The organism is Chryseobacterium nepalense (assembly GCF_023195755.1).
Classification (GTDB): Bacteria; Bacteroidota; Bacteroidia; order Flavobacteriales; family Weeksellaceae; genus Chryseobacterium; species Chryseobacterium nepalense.
In genome coordinates, this window is sequence record NZ_CP096203.1 from 3,510,748 (window position 1) to 3,526,480 (window position 15,733).

16 protein-coding genes are annotated in these 15,733 nt (G+C 34.4%); 4 read left to right on the top strand and 12 right to left on the bottom strand.

What is annotated here, in order from left to right; genetic code table 11:
- Positions 1 to 50: 50 nt before the first annotated feature.
- Positions 51 to 458, bottom strand: coding sequence for a DUF7674 family protein (locus M0D58_RS15815; protein WP_248391486.1), 408 nt, complete (start codon positions 456 to 458; stop codon positions 51 to 53).
- Positions 459 to 529: 71 nt separating this feature from the next.
- Positions 530 to 886, bottom strand: a complete 357-nt coding sequence (locus M0D58_RS15820) for a DUF7674 family protein (protein WP_248391487.1) — start codon at positions 884 to 886, stop codon at positions 530 to 532.
- A gap of 268 nt (positions 887 to 1,154) precedes the next feature.
- On the opposite strand from M0D58_RS15820, the gene M0D58_RS15825 reads away from it, so the two are divergent.
- The 4 genes from M0D58_RS15825 (at position 1,155) to M0D58_RS15840 (ending at position 6,330) form a co-directional block, all read left to right on the top strand.
- Positions 1,155 to 2,168 (top strand): nucleoid-associated protein, encoded by a 1,014-nt coding sequence (locus M0D58_RS15825; protein ID WP_248391488.1) that lies wholly within the window; start codon positions 1,155 to 1,157, stop codon positions 2,166 to 2,168.
- Between the two features lie 265 nt (positions 2,169 to 2,433).
- Complete coding sequence (locus M0D58_RS15830; protein WP_248391489.1) at positions 2,434 to 4,626, top strand: ATP-binding protein; 2,193 nt, start codon at positions 2,434 to 2,436, stop codon at positions 4,624 to 4,626.
- A gap of 28 nt (positions 4,627 to 4,654) precedes the next feature.
- Positions 4,655 to 5,206, top strand: coding sequence for a biliverdin-producing heme oxygenase (locus M0D58_RS15835; RefSeq protein ID WP_248391490.1), 552 nt, complete (start codon positions 4,655 to 4,657; stop codon positions 5,204 to 5,206).
- Positions 5,207 to 5,403: 197 nt separating this feature from the next.
- Positions 5,404 to 6,330, top strand: coding sequence for a malate dehydrogenase (locus M0D58_RS15840; RefSeq protein ID WP_029294870.1), 927 nt, complete (start codon positions 5,404 to 5,406; stop codon positions 6,328 to 6,330).
- A gap of 109 nt (positions 6,331 to 6,439) precedes the next feature.
- Here M0D58_RS15840 and M0D58_RS15845 read toward each other — a convergent pair whose 3' ends face one another.
- The 10 genes from M0D58_RS15845 to M0D58_RS15890 form a co-directional block, all read right to left on the bottom strand.
- Positions 6,440 to 7,411 (bottom strand): RDD family protein, encoded by a 972-nt coding sequence (locus tag M0D58_RS15845; RefSeq protein WP_248391491.1) that lies wholly within the window; start codon positions 7,409 to 7,411, stop codon positions 6,440 to 6,442.
- A gap of 226 nt (positions 7,412 to 7,637) precedes the next feature.
- A complete protein-coding gene (locus tag M0D58_RS15850; protein WP_248391492.1) occupies positions 7,638 to 8,423 on the bottom strand; it encodes a helix-turn-helix domain-containing protein in 786 nt (261 codons plus the stop codon).
- Positions 8,424 to 8,449: 26 nt separating this feature from the next.
- The gene (locus M0D58_RS15855) at positions 8,450 to 9,418 is read right to left on the bottom strand and encodes an SDR family oxidoreductase (RefSeq protein ID WP_248391493.1); all 969 of its coding nucleotides are present in this window, start codon (positions 9,416 to 9,418) and stop codon (positions 8,450 to 8,452) included.
- Between the two features lie 91 nt (positions 9,419 to 9,509).
- Positions 9,510 to 10,196, bottom strand: a complete 687-nt coding sequence (locus tag M0D58_RS15860) for an MAE_28990/MAE_18760 family HEPN-like nuclease (RefSeq protein ID WP_248391494.1) — start codon at positions 10,194 to 10,196, stop codon at positions 9,510 to 9,512.
- A 1-nt stretch (position 10,197) separates the two neighbouring features.
- On the bottom strand, positions 10,198 to 11,244 hold the full coding sequence (locus M0D58_RS15865; protein WP_248391496.1) for a DUF262 domain-containing protein: 1,047 nt from the start codon (positions 11,242 to 11,244) through the stop codon (positions 10,198 to 10,200).
- A 157-nt stretch (positions 11,245 to 11,401) separates the two neighbouring features.
- Positions 11,402 to 12,142, bottom strand: a complete 741-nt coding sequence (locus M0D58_RS15870; RefSeq protein WP_248391498.1) for an SDR family oxidoreductase — start codon at positions 12,140 to 12,142, stop codon at positions 11,402 to 11,404.
- Between the two features lie 132 nt (positions 12,143 to 12,274).
- Complete coding sequence (locus M0D58_RS15875) at positions 12,275 to 12,880, bottom strand: TetR/AcrR family transcriptional regulator (protein WP_248391500.1); 606 nt, start codon at positions 12,878 to 12,880, stop codon at positions 12,275 to 12,277.
- A 67-nt stretch (positions 12,881 to 12,947) separates the two neighbouring features.
- Positions 12,948 to 14,660, bottom strand: a complete 1,713-nt coding sequence (locus M0D58_RS15880) for a S41 family peptidase (protein ID WP_248391502.1) — start codon at positions 14,658 to 14,660, stop codon at positions 12,948 to 12,950.
- Positions 14,661 to 14,735: 75 nt separating this feature from the next.
- Positions 14,736 to 15,272, bottom strand: a complete 537-nt coding sequence (locus M0D58_RS15885) for a GNAT family N-acetyltransferase (protein ID WP_248391504.1) — start codon at positions 15,270 to 15,272, stop codon at positions 14,736 to 14,738.
- Positions 15,273 to 15,314: 42 nt separating this feature from the next.
- On the bottom strand, positions 15,315 to 15,638 hold the full coding sequence (locus tag M0D58_RS15890) for a hypothetical protein (RefSeq protein ID WP_248391506.1): 324 nt from the start codon (positions 15,636 to 15,638) through the stop codon (positions 15,315 to 15,317).
- Between the last annotated feature and the right edge of the window lie 95 nt (positions 15,639 to 15,733).

The window sequence follows — 15,733 nt, forward strand, 5'->3', positions numbered from 1 at the left end:
AAAACTTCGGGCGGAACCTTTGGTTCCGCCCGAAGTTTATTATAAATACTTTATTTACCGAAAAATAGTTTGTCTTGTTTTCGTTGCTCATCATAAATTTCCTGGAAGCTTACCGGCATATATTGATAAAGAAGTTTCCAATGCTGAATTTTAGCATGTTTTTTAAAACTTTCAAAAGATCTTACAAAGAGATTTTCAATAATATCTTTTATATAAGAATTCCCGTTTCGGTAGATCAGATGCATCAGTTTCATATGATGGGAAATGATATTTATCTTTGCTTCCAACAGGAGACTTTTCAAATAATTGATAGTGGCCTGAATGATACCTGCAAAATTATTCTGTACGGAAAGTTGGGAGATTTCGGTGCGCAACGGCGGGTAAAAAAACTTTAAATATTCAACAGCTATTTTTTGATCAATAGTTTGCATTGGTGCATTCATCATAATTAATTTCAAGTACTTTATTTAAACGAAAACCGTACCAAAGTTTATAAATTCTGTGGAAACAGTCTGAAAATAAAATATAATCAGATACTGTGGCTGTAAATCTGTCGGGCATACACTTTTTGAAGGTCAGGTGAAAGACGACTGAAAATCAGATCACGGTATTCTTTAGCACAGAAAGCGGTACAGCTGTCCAGTGAATACACAAAAGAATTTTCAATTGCACTTTTTACCATTTTATCTCCTTTGTTGTACAATTCGTTCATTTTTCCAAGGCATTTAAATAAACAGCTGGTGTTGTTCTGCCGGATCATGTTTTTTACTTTATCGGTTAAAAAAACAATAATATGATACGAATTCTCTATTTTTTTTTCATTAAGATCATTGCAGATTTCCGGAATCGCAACGGTTATTTCCTGAGTGGCTTGTAAATAGTTCATATATTTTGTGGTTGGTTAAAAAATGTTATCAATAGATTTAATAATAGTTGAAAGGCTGTCAGAAGGATATTCACAATCATAATGCCAAATTTCAGGCTGGTGTGGGATCCTCAACTGTATTATTTTGATAGTCAGATTATTATTTATAAATAGCTAATCCGGTCACCAGACCAGCCACTCCCAAATTGACAAGGTTTTTTTATCAAAATGAAATGGTGCTGATTCTCTGATATTATTAATATCTTTGCAGTCCAAAAATATTCAGGAGATGTTTTCAAAAATCGTAATGCACAGAGTAGGAAATAAAATCAACGGAGAATCGTTAATGCTTTCTCAGGAAGAACTTCAGCTTGATGAGGGAATGGCAGAGCTGCTGGAGAATTATTTTCTTGGATCTTTCAAATCAGAAGAAACGTTTCATTTTTACAGCGATTCTTATCTGGTGAATAATCCGGTCTACAGTTCCGTATCTGAAATTTTTGATGACAAGGCCAAATTTCTCTGGGAAGCGGAAAATATTGCCAAACATCTTTTTGAAGCAGCCGAAAATCCAAGAGTTCAGGGAGGAGAATTATTTATCATTTATTTTGAAGATGAAAGAGAAGGCACTGAAAAAGTTGACAAAATCGGGATCTTTAAAATGGAAAAAAGAGAATCTTTCCTTAAAATTTCTCCTCAGGAAGACAGTTTCGTGATAGAAAAAGATCAGGGTATCGGTCTTTCCAAAATAGATAAGGCGGCTCTTATTTATAATAATGATAAAGAAACGGGGTACGTACTTTCTGTAGTGGACAACAATAAAAACGGGGATATGTATTACTGGTTTGAAGATTTTCTGAAGGTAAAACAGCGTGATGACGAATATTTCCACACCCAGGAAGCATTGATGGTATATAAAGATTATATCACCAAGCAGCTTCCGCAGGAATTTGAAGTTTCCAGGGCAGATCAGGCAGATTTCCTGAATAAATCCATCAATTTCTTCAAAGAAAAAGAAGAATTTAATCTTGATGATTTTAATAAAGAAGTGCTTCAGGACGAGCATGTTATTGAAAGCTTCGTAAATTTTAAAACCGATTACGAGCAGGATATGCAGATCAATATCGCAGAAGAATTCCCGATCAATGAAACTGCCGTAAAGAAAACCCAGAGGCATTTTAAAAGCATTATTAAATTAGACAAGAATTTCCATATCTATATCCACGGCGACCGCCAGAAATTGGCGCAGGGAGAAGATGAAAAAGGGAAATATTATATGCTGTACTTCGAAAAAGAAGTGTAATGTTAACAGTTGTGTATTTTGCAGAATAGTTAGCGAACAAGCTGCTACGGCAAAAATGTTGCTATTTTAAAATAAACCAAATAAAAAAGGCTATTAAACTGTATATAAATTATTCCATTAAAAATAGAAAGCTGAATAATTTTTTTCTAATTTTTTTAATCGATTATCACAGTTTAGAGTAATATTTTTTGTGTGGTATCTCTTTCATTTAAAAAAATACCACAGCTTTAAAATTTTTTTTATATTTGATTGATCAAAGTATTATATGAATTTTGTAGAGTGTCATGAAGAGCCTATCCATATTCCGGGCTACGTACAAAGTTTTGGCTATCTGATTGGCATTGACGCAGAATCTCATTCCATCACTTTTTTCAGCAAGAATATTGAGGATATTTTTAAAATCGAAAGTTCTGAAGAGCTTTTCGGCAAAAGGCTTACGGATTTTCCGGAAGCTTTCGGCAGTATTATTAGCTCCGATATATTTAAATCCCTACCTAATTTCACGCGGAGAGATAATGAAACGTTCTTTGATAAAGTATTTATCGGAGACAATCAGTATCACTTATCGGCATTCAGAAGTAAAGGGAATATTTTTCTTGAATTTGAAAAGGTTCTTGTAAATCCCAATAAGCAGATTACCAACAAATATGATAATTTTTATATTGTTGAAAATGAACAGGAAATTTGGGATCAGCTGCTTAATATATTATCTAAAATTGTGAATTATGACCGTATGATGGTCTACAAATTCATGATGGACGGCTCCGGGAAAGTTGTGGCAGAAAAAACAAACGATAACCTGGAAAGCTATCTTGGCCTTCACTATCCGGAATCTGATATTCCCATCCAGGCAAGGGAACTGTATCTTAAAAAAAGAAAAAGAATTTTCAGCAATGTGCATGAGGAACCGGTACCGCTGCTAAGCAAAACGAAGGAAAATATAGACCTTACTTATTCAACTTCACGGGCCATGTCTCCCATCCACGGACAGTATATTAAAAATTCGGGTGCTTCTTCAAGTTTCAGTGTTTCCATTATTATTGATGATTATCTCTGGGGTCTTGTTACCTGCCAGAATTCGGAACCAAAGCATATTGATCTGGAAGACCGTGTGCAGGCCGGGATTTTCACGGCACTGGCATCCAATGCGTTTTCATCTTTCAAATCGAAAAATGAACTGAATTACCGCCTCCAGCTTAATGAGGATGTTTTACGTCTAAAAGCGGAATTTTTAAAACACGATACTTTACTTGAATCCTTAACGGAAAATAAGGCGGAACTAAGAAAACTTCTTGATGCAGACGGTCTTGCAGTGGTTGCTGATGAAAATACCATTACAGAAGGAATCACACCCGAACCATCTGTCATTGAAAAAATCACCAAATGGGCCCATGAAAATATTGAAGACACTATTTACCTGAGCCGAAGTTTCCTTAAAGACTACGGTCAGCAACTTGGGCTTGATGAAAGGGCCGCGGGTGTTATTATTTATTTCATGGAACGGAATAAAAACAATGTCCTGATCTGGTTCCGTAAAGAGTTTGATGAACACATCAACTGGGCTGGGAATCCGGAGAAAAAAGTTGAGGTGGTGAATAACAACGGAGAAGAAAAAATGATGGTTTCCCCGAGGACCTCTTTCAAAATATTTACAGAAGATATTAAAGGAAGTTCTAAAAGATGGAGTTCCAGGAATATTCTGGCGCTTCAGGGAGTACGGGACCTTATTTTAGAAGCATTACACAAAGACTATAATACCATTAAAAGGCTCAACGACGAGCTTAAAAAAGTAAATGAAGAACTCGACAGTTTTTCATATACTATTTCTCATGACCTGGGAACACCGCTTACGGTGATGAAGCTGAATGCACAGATGCTTCTTAAAACTTTAATAGACGAATCTGAGAAAAGCCGTAATAAAATTAATTCTATCATCGAAGAGATAGACAATATGGCGGAAATGATGCATGATGTTTTACAGCTCAGCCGTGCTAAACATAGTGAAATCCAGCTTGAAAAACTTGAAACGGTGCAAACCATCGAAAAGATTTGTGAAAATGCCAAAATTACTTTCGGAACTCCGAAAAGTGAAGTTATCATTAAGGCATGTCCGGAAGTTCTTGCTGATAAAACAATGCTCCATCAGGTGTTTTTGAACATCATCAACAACGCGATAAAATACTCTTCTCAACAGGAAAAACCGGTGGTGGAGATTGAAGGGACCGAACAGGGCGAGATGGTAATCTACAGAATTTCAGACAACGGAATCGGTATTCCTGAAGAAAATAAACACAAAATGTTTAAAATTTTCAACAGGATGGATAATGCCAAAAAATTCAAAGGAAATGGAGTCGGGCTATCAATTGTCCACAGAATTATGAAACGGATCGGTGGTAATGTAGAATACGAAAGTTCTCCGGAAGGCACTTCATTTATCCTAACATTTAAAAAACCTTAATTATTATTTAGGGAATATCAAAATCCTTATGACTGTATCAGAATATTTAAAACAAAATACAGCATCATATCACGATGCTGCCGAAAAGCTTTTCAACTCAAAAAAAATTTTCAGTAAAACATTTACTCTTGAAGATTATAAAAAAATTATTCGCAGCAATTATTTGATGCTTTTGCATTCTGAAGATAAGATCTTTAAGAAACTTAACAAATATTCGGAAAAGCTGCAGCTCAGCGACAGAATGAAGCTGCCTTTAATTGAGAAAGATCTTAAAAGCCTTTTACTGAAAAAAGCTGTTGCCGGCAGTGAACTGGAATTGACCAGTCAGCATGAAGCACTTGGAGCCATGTATGTGATAGAAGGTTCAACTTTGGGTGGAAATGTCATTGCTAAGCAACTTTCCAAAACCGATGGCTTTGATGGAATTACTTTCAACTTTTTCGGCTGTTACCACGAAAACACCGGTGCTATGTGGAAAAGCTTCAAAGAAACCCTTGATGCCGAAGTCCATGAAAATAATTATGATGAGGTATTATCCGGTGCCAAAAAGCTTTATTCATTCCTGCTGAACGTCAGCTAAACAGATTTTATATTCTAAATAACGTTTTTAAGATAATTAAATTCCTGAAAGATTGCTCAATTTTTCAGGAATTGTTAAATTTGGGAGCTTTCAATTTTAAGCTAAATAAATAATTCTAATAAATAATTTAAAAGTTATATTATGAAACGGTAAAGTTCATAATACCTTTAAAAACAATAAATAAATATAAATATATTATGAAAGTAACTGTAGTAGGTGCAGGCGCTGTAGGAGCAAGCTGTGCAGAATACATCGCTATGAAAAACTTCTGTTCGGAAGTGGTTTTGGTAGATATTAAAGAAGGATTTGCTGAAGGTAAGGCAATGGATCTGATGCAGACGGCATCTCTTAACGGATTCGATACGAAAATTACCGGTACAACAGGAGATTACAGCAAAACTGCAGGTTCTCATGTAGCCGTTATTACATCTGGTATTCCAAGAAAACCTGGGATGACGAGAGAAGAACTTATCGGTATCAATGCAGGAATTGTAAAAGAAGTTACTGAAAATTTAGTAAAACATTCTCCGGAGGTAATCATCATTGTTGTTTCCAATCCAATGGATACAATGGCTTACCTTGTACACAAAACTTCCGGTCTTCCTAAGCATAAAATCATCGGAATGGGTGGAGCGCTGGATTCTGCAAGATTCAAATACAGATTGGCTGAAGCATTAGAAGCTCCGATTTCGGATGTTGACGGAATGGTAATCGCTGCTCACAGTGATACAGGAATGCTTCCTCTATTGAGCAAAGCTACAAGAAACGGGGTTCCTGTAACTGAATTCCTTGATGCCGAACAACAAAAATATGTAATCGAAGAAACAAAAGTAGGAGGCGCAACGCTTACCAAATTATTGGGAACTTCTGCATGGTATGCTCCGGGAGCTGCTGTTTCCGTAATGGTTCAGGCAATCGCTTGCGATCAGAAAAAAATGATCCCTTGTTCATTAATGCTTGAAGGAGAATACGGACAAAATGATATCTGTCTGGGTGTTCCTGCCATCATCGGAGCAAACGGTGTTGAAAAAATCGTAAACGTAACCCTTACTGCTGAAGAGCAATTGAAATTCGCTGAAGCAGCTAATGCAGTAAGAGAAGTGAACGGAGATCTTAAGTTTTAATTACATTAGACTGAACATAAAATAAAAAGCCCGAAATTTATTTTCGGGCTTTTTATTTAAAATTTCCTTGATTTTTAAAATTCTGTTTTTGTTCCGAGCCGTAATTTATTTATAATGATTTACCGAATATTCTTTTCCACTCGGATATCGGTTTGTAAAAATTGAATGATTTATATTGCTTGGCTATTCCAATATCATATCCTGAAACGACCACAACGTTCAAAATATCGTTATCTGTATCATAGGCATTGCTGTTAATGAAAGTTTTTACAGTTTCCAGCAATTCAGGATTTTTAGCTTGTTCATTAATATTGTTTTGTGTAATTTCTAAGTCTTTATTGACATAAACAGTTACTGTATAAACAAATCGTTTATTCCCGGCATCGTCTGTAATAGGAATATAATTCATATTAACTGCGGCATTGGTAATATTTTCCTGCTTCAAAATATCTTCATACACTGGAACTAATTTTGAAATTTTTGATGTACTACTTAAACTGTAAATGGAAACTCCTATTGTTACCAATAATATTGCTCCGGTAATATAAAAAGGAAGTTTTCGTATTTTCGGCATAAAACCTATCTCCTTATTTCTGAAATCCTGTACTACATATGTCTTTGCAACAATATCATGAATGGATTGCCTGGTTTCTTTATTGAAAATATAAAATACAATAATTCCCAGCCCAATTGTGAAAATGATAATCCCCTGAATAATTGTAACAAAAGAAAATGAACTCACTCCAGGAATTTTAAAACCATTAAGAAAAAATGGGGCAGTAAAAACCAATGATCGAATGAAAGAAGTTTTAACATCTATAAAATTTCCTTTGATATCGGTTACCTGGATCTTCATTACTTTTTTTCCGAGAGTACCACCTTTGTATAATTTAGAATTTAAAATAGTGAAGTAAAACAGCGATATGATCCATCCTATTAATTTTGCGCTTTCTCCAAACGAAATGAAAAAATTTTTAAAAATAAGACCTAATATGAATCCGAAAAGTCCAAGAATAAGTGAATCAATAAGTAATGCCCAGATTCTCATCCAAAATTTGGATAATAATAAATTGTTTTCCATGTCTGAATAGTTTATTTGTCGGCAAAAGTAGTCAATTATTTTATCGTAAAATAATTATTTTTAAATAGAGAACTTCTGAATTAAAAAGCGATATTCATCATATCCTTAAAAAATTACTTGAATATTTGAATTCCTTAATTTTTTAGAATAAAGTTAAAAATTGCAGGAAATTTGCAAGCAGCTGATTTTACTTTTTTGTTTCGCCACAAAAATTATACTTTCCAGCTCAACCCCGCAGCTCCGATGGCGAAATACCAAATTCTTTTTTAAAGACATAAGAAAAATGGGAAAGATCCTCAAACCCCAGGTCAATATAAATATCCGAAGGTTTCCGATGCTCCTTATCCAGAAGAAAGTATGCTTCCTGAAGGCGTTTTTTAATGAGCCATTTGCCCGGAGCCATATTGAAGGCCGCTTTGAAATCCCTTTTAAAGGTAGACAAACTTCTGCCGGTCATAAATGCAAAGCGCTCTAAGCTGATATTGAATTTATAATTCTCATTCATGAAATGCTCCAGGTTTATTTTATGCGGAATACTGAAATTGAAAAAAATATTCTTAAGTTCCGGATTGTTCTTCAGCAGAATCATCATGAGCTCTTCCCGTTTGATGTCTACAAAATAATCATCAAGCTGTTCCGTACCATCATAGTAAGGTTCCAGAGAACGGACAAAATTTTTAACCAAATGATCTTCTTTAATGAAGATAAATGAATCGTCGTTATCTGCTGTTTCAGCAGTGTAGGAATGGCGCTCCAGAAATTTTTTAAGGAAAGCCTCATCGAAAGTTATAATTACTTTTTCAAACTGCCCTTCGTCTTTATATTTGGTGTACCGCACCAGATGATTTTTCCGGGCAATACAATAATCACCGGGCTGTATCTGGTAATGTTTGTTTCCGTCATAGGCGATCATCGAACCTTTTAGCAGAAACAAAAAGAAATGCTCCGGAATGAACTGTTCCGGAGAAATTTCAGGTCCTAAATGGCAAGACTGCAGATTGTTGAATTTCATGTTGTATTAAAGATACGATAAATCTATCAATGATTCATAAGACTATCAGCGCTTGCCAGTAATGCCTCTTCGTTGCTTCTGGGGTTCCAGTGGAGTATTGTTGTTGCTTTTTTGTTGGATATCTGTTTATAGAATTCATCACCAATCGGTTCCAGTTTTTTAATATGGGAAGTATATTGTGGCCTTTGTTTTTTAAACAGTTCGGCAACATCGTAAAAACTCATTACACCTTCTGCGGTTGCAATAAAACGCTCTCCCGCAGCTTCAGGATCTAGCATAGCTTTTATATGAATATCTGCAACATCTCTCACATCTACAATACCCATTGTAAAAGTAGGAGTATATTCCAGATTACCTTCCAAAATGCCGGAAACGGCAATATCCAGTGAAGCAGAGGTAATTCCGCCAAGTGCAGGACCGAATATTCCTACAGGATTAACAACGGATAATTCCAGTCCGTTTCCTTCTTTTTCAATAAATTCCCAAGCTGCCTTTTCTGCTACGGTTTTCGATTTGATATAAGCCGGAAGCTCTGTATTGATATCCGTCCAGTCATTTTCTGTAAAAACATGATTTTCAGTATTAATGCTGTAACCGACTGCCGCAAAAGATGAGGTTAAAACCACTCTTTTAACGCCGGCGTTTCTTGCTGCTTTCAATACACGCAAAGCCCCGTCTCTTGCGGGAATGATCAGTTCATTTTCATCTTTCGGGTCCTGGGCCGGGAAAGGGGAGGCCACATGAAGAACATAGTCACAGCCTTTTACAGCTTCATCCCAATTGTTGTCACTGGTGAGATCCGCTTCAAAGAAAGTGAGGTTTGAAAAATCTGAAATTCCGCCTTCTTCCAACGCTTTAATGATGCTGTCCTTTTTTGAAAGTGAACGAAGTGTCGTTCTCACCTCATATCCTTGCTGTAATAATTGTAATACAGTATGAACTCCAAGAAATCCTGTTCCTCCCGTCACCAAAACTGTTGTCTTTGTATTTTCCATTTATTTTAAATTTTACATTACAAAGTTGAGGTTTATTTGGAGTGGGAATTTTGTTGTGGGGTTCAATTTTTGTTTGTTGTGGAGGTCAGATTCAATATGCTGTTCTCATATGTGGTTTAATAAATTCTTTAGTGACATAAAAATTTTCAAAATGGTCGATAAATCTACTTAAAACATCAAAAACAATATCAACCTTAACTTTGAGATCAGTATAATTTGGAGATGAACCAATATTTTGAGCAAAATCTCTACCATGAGCAACAATATTTCGATTTTCAACAATTTCATCAAAAATAGTTAATTCTCTTGGAGTAATTACAAAAGGACTTATTCCAATAGTTTTAGTCAATTGATTAAATGATTTTCCCCAAATATTCTTTAAATATTGGTTTATAAAAGTTTCGCTATAAGAAGAAACATCTGTACTTTCAAGAAGTATAAACAAATCTGCAGACTTATCTAAAAATGCCTTTGGAGTACAATCTTTTATACTTTGGAGATTTGATGCTAATGCAACAGTATAAAATTTATTGTTTAGATCAAGATACCTGATATTATTATTTTTAATGATGGTTAATGTGTGCGTAGTTAATTTACTAAATGTATATTCTATACTTGCATAAAGTAATACATAAAATAATCCTTTGACAATTTTATTCTCTACTGGAGGTAACATAGGAGGAAGTATACTTTCTTCGGAAGACTTTATACTACTTAATAAATTATTTACTTCTAAAAATCTACTGCCTACCTCTGTTCTAATTAAATTATAAGGCATTTTAATCTATTAAATAGTTTTTGACATAATCAATCCTGCCATTTAATTTATTCCTAGAATTTGTTGCCCCAGTGGTTAGTCTCTTTAATTCATCATCATTTAAAAGATTATTCAATTTTTGAGTTGTAATATTTGCTATATGACCACTTATGATAACATCAGCAACACCTATTGAAATGGCTTCAAAAAGAACTAATGGTGTAATATTAATTCTATTACCACGAACAATACCATTAGGCAACTTATCCCTTATAGTTTCAAATGTAGAAGAAAATAAGTCTTTTAATTGTATTTTATTTTCGAACCTTTTGGTTTTTCTTTCCATATAATTATTAAGAAATTCCTTAACGCTATGATCGAAAATATTTCTTTGCTCATAATAAGCAAAGAATTTTAAAACTAATTCTTCCCTGTTTCCATTTCTTTCAGCTGATTCTGTCATTTTAACAGAATGATTAAAATTCTCATTTTTACTACATTCTATTATAAAATCTTTGAATTCACCTAAATAGACACAATTTCTTATTTCTTGTGGATGTAATGTCACCCCGCCAGTATTTAACCTTTCAAATAGGTCATATCGAACATTAAAATCACTTTTATCATTAAGAACAGTTACTCGAATTGGCCTAGTAAAAAACATTTGTTGGACAGAAAGAGGTAGCTGTTCGAAATAATAATTATTCATTGAACTCAATTTATCTAAATTATTAATTTTTAATTTTTTAGATATAGGATTAATTCTTTCTCTTGTATTTTGATCTCCAACAAAATTTACTATTGTTGTAAGTCTTTGCAATCCATCGATTACCTCCCAACTAGAGTCTAGATTCGTTGCCATAAATAAATTAGGTACTGGTATACCTAAGAAGATTGATTCAATTAATTGTGATTGTCTTGTATCATCCCATATAAAATGTCTTTGATATTCAGGTTGTAATTCAATTTGATGTTCAACAATCATAGTATATAATTGCCTTACAGTTATATCATAATTATCAAAAGAAACTGTTCTTCTATTTTTGTCTAATTGTTCTTGAATTGTCATTGTCTAATTTATTCATTTAGTTTTCAGCAAATTTAATTATAATTTTGCTAAACTATTAATGCTAAATTTAGAAGATTATCTATACTAAAACCAAAATCTCCTACGGAAAAATCCGCAGGAGAAAAAATATATGAAATCGAACTTCGATCAGTTTTATTTAATTCTTATTAAAAGTGGCAAAAGCACCTTCGGCAGCGGCAAAAAAGTTATCGTATAACACTCCTGTATTTCCAACACGAATTTCATAAATATCTTCCTGAAGGGCTTTCACCAGATCGTTCGCAACATCCGAAGCCGGAATTCCGTTTTCCCGACCACCGATTTCTACGGAAAAATCTGTATTTACCAAAGGCGGCATCAGTTCGAAAACTTTTACTTGGGTGTCTTTTGCCAGTTCATATCTCAACGATTGGGTATGAGAGTGCAGCGCTGCTTTGGAATCTGAATATGTTGGAAGATAAACACCGGGAACAAAAGCCACAATAGATGAAACATTTACAATAGCCGCTTCGCTTTGCTGTTTTAGTAGCGGAAGAAATTTTTCAGATAATCTGATGGGCGCAAAATAATTGGTGGTGAACTCCGTAACCGCTTTACTGTAAGCGTCCCCGTCTTTTGCAACATTGTATACATAGGCGCTGCCGGCGTTGTTAATTAAGATATTCAGCCCGCCAAAATTTATTTTCATTTCTTCCACCAGACGGTCTATATCTTTTTCGTTGGTTATATCAGCCTGGATTGTGTGAACATTATGCAGGTCTTTCGCTGCGGCTTCTAATTTTTCTTTTGTTCTGCCGACGATAATAATGGTATTGTCAGGACTCAATGCTTTTGCAATTGCTAATCCGATCCCGGAACCTCCTCCGGTAATTAAAATGGTGTTGTTTGTAAGGTTCATAATAATTTGTTTTGTTTAAAGTTATCTGATTTATAAATTGTACTATTCGGTACAAAATTGATTAAAGTTTATTAATATTTAAGAGTTGTAAGTATAGGATGGTATTAAATTATATTTAAAATTAGGTTATCTTTATTCGAGGATTCTCAAATTCATTTCAATCATCGATCTGAGTGTTTCGTGGGAGGCTTCCATGCGTCTTGTTACATGAATTCCGTTCCAGAGATTGGTAAGATGCCATGCTAGAACTTCAGGATCATCACTGTTCTCAAGCGTTCCGTTTTCTTGGGCTTTACAAATGACTGTAGCAAAAATTTTCTGGAGATTTTTTAATAATCCTGCAGTGATTTTTTTAATATCCTCGTCTTTCTCAGAAAGCTGAACCAGTGCATTTCCAAGATAGCAGCCTCTGTCTATATCACAGTTTTCAGCATCGGCCAGAACCAAAAAAAAACGTCTGATAAACTGGATCTGATCATCCGAATGTTCAATTGCAGAAATAATTTTTTTACTAAATTCTTCAGCGAATTGCTTTAATGAGCGAATATAAAGTTCCTGCTTTCCCCCTTTGAAGGCAAGGTAAAAACTGCCTTTACCGATTCCCATGGCATTTAGCAGCTCATCTGCGGAAGCAGTATCGTAGCCTTTATTTCTAAAGACTTCTGTTGCTTTATCTATCGCTTCTTTTTCGTCGAATATTTTCGGTCTTCCTGCCATTTCTGTATTTTGTTTAGACAAAGGTATTGAATTGTACTATTCAGTACAAAATTAATTTTCAAATATCTTTTATAGTTTTTGTCGATAATTATTGAAGTGAATTTAAAACCCTTTCGAACTCAAGGTCACGGTTATCGAGAATATCCTGATCCGTATATTTGATTAATTCATTGATTCTGATTCCTTTTTGCTGAGTCTGCGAATTATCAGGATAAAAGATTCCATTTCCAGTAAATTCCAGAAGGTAATCACCGGGAAGATTGATTTTAACCACATCTCCATCTGCACCTGAAGTTTGCTGCCCGATTGTTATCGATTGTGGGAAAATTTTCTGCAGGCTCATAGAATACCATTCACTTGCACTGCGTGTATCGGGATTTACAAGTATAAAGACTTTTCCGGAATAGGAATGCGTTGTTTTATTTTCAATTTCCGGATAATTATATTTTGGATCCCGGAGATTAAAGGTGCCTAAATTTTTCAAATTAGGTTCATAATATTTATAAAAATAATTTTCGACAGGCGAGAAGTATTTATAAACATAATGAAAAATGAAGCCACCCCAATCCGGATAACCCCTCATATCAAAAACAATGGCCTTTTTACGCGAGGCATTTTCCAGGATGCTATCCATTTTAGCATCTAATTTATCATCGTCAACATTCTCCATGAAATGCATCGTTGCATCGGTTTTAAAATAGGCAATATCCTTGTTGTCTAAATGGCGGTTTTCTATTGTCCTGTTTTTATGGTTGATATAATTAACAAGAGCAGAAACTTGTGATTTATCAGTTGCATTGATTAATTCAATTTCTGTAGAGAATTTTTTGGAACCGGAGCGTACCGCTAAAGTTTTCTTGGGTAAATTATCGGGCCAGATCAAATTGTACTCGTAGGTTGAAAGAACGTATAGTAACTTCTGATGATTGGAAACCGAAAGTAATCTCCCTTTTTCCTTAATAATTTCAGAGACTTTTTTTCCATTAATTTCGGTTATCTTATCACCCGTTTTTATACGGGCTTTATTGCATATTTCAGGGAAAATGAGATGTGTAACCAACAAATGATCTCCCACAATCTGAAAATCAAATGGTGAATAATATGAAACATTGAATAATATCCCGTCTTTGTAATTGAGCTGACGGTAAAAAGAAAAAGCGTGACTATCCTGAAATTGTGAAACGGCTTTTGCTAAGACCCTCTCAAAATCTTTCCGTGTTGATGATTGTACAGCTTCATCCAGTAAAATATTGAAGTAAGAATCGAAATTTTTATCCATTAAATATTTGTGTGGAAAAAGATAATCAACAGTACCCTGTATTTTTGCCATGGTCAATAGCCTGTACTTCAGCGGTAGATTTTCTTCTTTGGGGAAGGGGTATTCTTTCTCATCACTTACTGATTTTCCTTTTGGTAAAAGTCCGTAATCAAAGCGGTTTTTGTAGATGTTGTTCAAAAGGTTTTTATTTTCTGCAGTAATCTTTTTATTTTTTTGAAACCAGTCGAAATTTTGATTAACAGAAAGGATATCCTTATTGTTATCAATAACAGGTGGTGAAGAAAATTGGGTATTTAAATTCTGTGTTATTAAAGTAATGATTTCGTTGAAATTCTGTTTCGGACTAACTTTTTCGATATTGACTAAAAACAAACTATCGGCATCGATTTTTCCACTGGCAAGATCGGGATGATAATATTTCACGAAATTCCATGTCTTAATGAAATCTGCATATTGATTTTTCTGGGCGAAAATAAATTGCTGAATTGTAATAATTAGTGTAAAAATGGTGATTTTTTTCATGATAATAAGTAGTTTATAAATATAGTATATATATTTTAATAAAAATTATTTATTACCATAATGGGCTGATTGTTCTTATGTTAATAGATCAAAACTCATAAAAATTGCCGTTTCAGTAGAATCATTGTATAGTTTTGTATTGATACCGGTTATTGAAAATCCGGCTTTCTGAAAGAATTTGATCGCATGGTAATTGGTGTTTTGGGTTTCAACTTCTACCATCCGGCATTGTAAATACCTTGCTTCACGATTAATTGCTTTAATGAGCAGCTTTCCTATATTCTGTCCTCTGAAGTCTTCACTTACCAACAGGTTTTCAATAAAAAGACTATTGTTCCATGCTCTGAAATCACAAACCGTCCAGGCTATCAGCTCACCGTTATGAAACGCTCCAAAAGAATGTCCCCGGCTGATAATAGAGTTGAGCCGTTCAAAATTCTCCTCATGATTCCAAATTTTACTGTAATACTGGTTTTTTTCTCTTAAACTGAATTCAAAAGTATTTCCTGCTTCAATAGCAGATACTACATATATTTTATCGGTAGTATAGCCGTCTAAGCTCCAATCCAGTATGGGACTTCCGGGAAAGCTTTCAAGTTTTCGTATTTCCATCGATGAAATGAGGATGTTGATTGATTCTATTTGAAACCATTTCTAGCGCGTAGTTTTGGTACTGAACATATTGCTGCCCGTTACATAAAGCAAAACCTGTAAAATAATAAGAACCGAAATTACAGCTACCCTGATCATCGCGTTTTCGGCAAACCGGTTTCTGATGGTTTCCATATAGTTGATCTTCTCGATCGCAAATTCCTTAAGGCGGGCAATGTCCGTAAATTCATTTACTTTTTTGATCTCCGAATTGATTTCAGCTTCGTTGAGTGTGGTGGCCACATTGATCAGGTTGATATTGCTTATAAAAAGCCATGCAAATAAAATGATGGAAACTGATAAAAGAAAAGGTCGGAGAAGTTTCATTTTTCTGTGTATTAATAAGGATTTGATATTTCTCAAATTTAACTAATTTGAAACAAACTCCATACAAATAATATACCTTAAACTTTTTTAAGACA